This window comes from Komagataeibacter sp. NFXK3, from assembly GCF_054182245.1.
The window spans coordinates 1-1059 of record NZ_JAPIVJ010000080.1 but is presented as its reverse complement, the minus strand read 5'-3'; the positions used below and the strand labels follow the sequence as shown (position 1 = coordinate 1059).

The window sequence follows — 1059 nt, the reverse complement described above, 5'->3', positions numbered from 1 at the left end:
CTAGAGCATAATCCGATCAGTCTGGTTCATATCCAGCGGCGGTGAAGCACGCTGCGGCCTGGCGATGAGAGATATCGTCAATTGCTCCACAGACGGTATTTTGAAGAGCGTCGAGGGTTCGCGGTGCCACCCGTCTGATCCACGCCTTCATTTTGGCGAAGATGTTTTCGATCGGGTTGAAATCAGGACTGTAGGGCGGCAGGAACAACAACCTGGCGCCGACTGCCTCCACAGCCTCGCGGGCAGCGGCTCCTTTATGGGCGGGCAGATTGTCCAGAATGACGACGTCTCCCGGCGACAGGGTTGGAACGAGCACCTTGCGGGTATAGGCGGCAAACCATTCGCCGGTCATTGGGCCGTCCAGCATCATCGGTGCTGTCATGCCGGAGAGGCGCAGCCCGCCGATGAACGTCGTGGTTTTCCAGTGCCCGTGGGGCACGGACATCCGACAGCGCGTGCCCCGTTGTGACCGCCCCCGCAGGCGGGCCATCTTCGTTGAGACGGCTGTTTCGTCGATGAAGATCAGACGGGCCGGATCAAGGTCAGGCTGACTGTCAAACCAGGCCTCGCGCCGCTGTGCGACGTCGGGCCGTGTCTGCTCGCTGGCGTGCGCCGTTTTTTTTGATGGTCATGTCGTGACGGTCGAGACAGCGCCAGATCGTACTCGGCGCAAAGCGGACACCGTGTTCCGCTGCAAGTGTCTCCGCCAGTTCGACAAGGGAAATATCGGCCTTTGTTTCAATCGCGGCCAGCAGGAAGGCTGACCACGCTTCAATCCGGTGAGAACGGCGATCACCGCCCTGTTTAAGCGCATGGTCACGACCGCTGGCCTGCCACTCGGCAACCCAGCGGATAACGCTCGACGAAGACACACCAAAACGAACCGCCGCCGCACGACGGGTCATGCCAGAGGCAACAGCCGCAATCGTGCGGCGGCGAAGGTCAGCAGACAGGGCTCGGGTCATACGGGCCGGCCTCCATACCGGCACATAGTATGAATCAGATTTCGACCAGTATGGGAATCTTAAAATGAACCTATTAGATCAGATTATGCTCTAG

General features: G+C 59.7%; 1 protein-coding gene. It reads right to left on the bottom strand.

The window, feature by feature from the left end:
- Positions 1-16: 16 nt before the first annotated feature.
- Positions 17-965 (bottom strand): IS630 family transposase gene (locus OQZ28_RS17545; RefSeq protein ID WP_240906627.1). Its coding sequence is split into 2 segments (ribosomal slippage): positions 17-626 and positions 625-965, totalling 951 coding nucleotides; the frame shifts between segments, so codons are not numbered across the junction.
- Between the last annotated feature and the right edge of the window lie 94 nt (positions 966-1059).